The organism is Streptomyces sp. NPDC005899, from assembly GCF_040629645.1.
Classification (GTDB): Bacteria; Actinomycetota; Actinomycetes; order Streptomycetales; family Streptomycetaceae; genus Streptomyces.
The window spans coordinates 1-1,629 of sequence record NZ_JBEXWB010000657.1 but is presented as its reverse complement, the minus strand read 5'-3'; the positions used below and the strand labels follow the sequence as shown (position 1 = coordinate 1,629).

1 protein-coding gene is annotated in these 1,629 nt (G+C 70.0%); it reads right to left on the bottom strand.

Features of this window, described 5'->3' with window-relative positions:
• Window positions 1-44: 44 nt before the first annotated feature.
• Window positions 45-1,601 carry an LCP family protein gene (locus ABZ371_RS32450; RefSeq protein WP_358686494.1) on the bottom strand — a complete coding sequence of 519 codons (1,557 nt, stop codon included), beginning with the start codon at window positions 1,599-1,601 and terminating at the stop codon, window positions 45-47.
• Between the last annotated feature and the right edge of the window lie 28 nt (window positions 1,602-1,629).

Below are 1,629 nucleotides of genomic sequence, written 5' to 3'. Positions count from 1 at the left end.
CGGCGGAGGGACCCGCACCGATCGGGTCCCTCCGCCGACGCGGGCTACCAGGTGTAGCCCGGGTTGACGTGCATGCACGCCCCCTTGTCCTCGCCGTTGAGCGCCTTCGCGGTGTCCGGGGTCTTCTCCTCGGCCGCGGACGCGGTATAAGCGCCGTCCTCGCGCCAGTCGGCGCCCACGGCCAGGGCGATCCCCGAGACGTCGGCCGACTTCTTCACCTGGGACACCGGGATGCCGAGGGCCTTGGCGACGGCCTGCGCGTCACCCTCCAGGTCCGCCGAGGGGTACAGGACGCCGGTACGGGCGGCCGGTTCGGCGTTCTGCGAGTCGGTCGTCGCCCGGACGAAGCCCGCGTCCTTCAGGAGGTCCCTGACGGTGCCCGCACGGCCCCGGGCGGGAGGGAGCGCGTCCGTGCCGGTCGCGTTGCGCACGCTGACCGGGATCTCACCCGTGGGCGCGGCCGCATCCTTGGTCACCGGAGCCTTGCGCTTGGACGCCTTGCCGTCCAGGGGGATGTCCTCGCGGACCATCCGGAACAACTGCTCGGCGTCGCCCGCCTTGGGGAACACCCGGCCGCTGAGGGTGCCCGTGCCGTAGACGTTCGGCATCGTCGTCATCGTGATGCGGCCGGTCGGAGCCTTCTTCAGCTCCTCGGCCAGGTCGTACAGCTTCTTGACGGTGTCGAGGCCCTTGTCCACCGTGAGCGCACTGGTGGCGGCCTCGGCCAGGTCCATCAGCTTCCCGGGGTCGGTGAGCTTCGTGCCCTTGCGCAGCTCGCGCACCATCGAGTTCAGGTACTGGTGCTGGGCCTCGGCGCGCCCCAGGTCCGTGTTGTCCTCGAAGCCGTAGCGGGTCCGCAGCCACTGAAGGGCCTGCTCCCCCTTGATGGAGGTGGTGCCCTTTTTCAGCTTCAGGCCGGAGCCCTTGCCGTCCCTGCCGAGCGAGTGGATGTTGGCGTCGACGCAGACCGGCACACCACCGACCGCGTCGGCCATCGACACCACACCCGAGAAATCGATCATCATGAAGTGGTCGATCGTGATGCCCGTGAGCTCGTACCAGGTGGCCACGGTGCAGCCCGGGCCACCGCGGCCGAGACTCTGGTTGGTCTGTACGTTCCCCGTGCTCGCCGGGTACACCTTGTCCGTCTTCGGGTCGGTGCACTTCGGCATCTTCAGCATGGTGTCGCGCGGCATGCTGACGACCGAGATGTTGCTGCGGTCGGCGGAGAGGTGGAGCAGCATCTGCACGTCCGCCAGGGGCGCGGCCCCGAAGGTCTCCTTGGCGCCGCCGAGCTTCTGGTTCTCCTCGGAGTCCCGGGCGTCGGAGCCGATGATCAGGATGTTCAGCGGGGTCTGCCCGGCGGCGTTGGCCTTGTGGTCGGCCATCTTCTTGTCCCCGAGCGTCAGCTCCTCCTTCCTGAGGTTGCCGTTGAGGTGCCTGTAGTAGAGGTAACCGGCCGCGCCGGTGCCGAGTATCAGCAGGGCGAGTACGGACGCGGCCCAGCGCAGTATGCGGCGCTTGCCGCTCTTGGGGGCACGTCTCGAAGGGCGGACCGGCCCGCCCGGCGGCCGGCCGCCTTCCAGCGCGGCCGGCCGCACCCGCCGGCTGCGGCCGCTACGTCCGGCC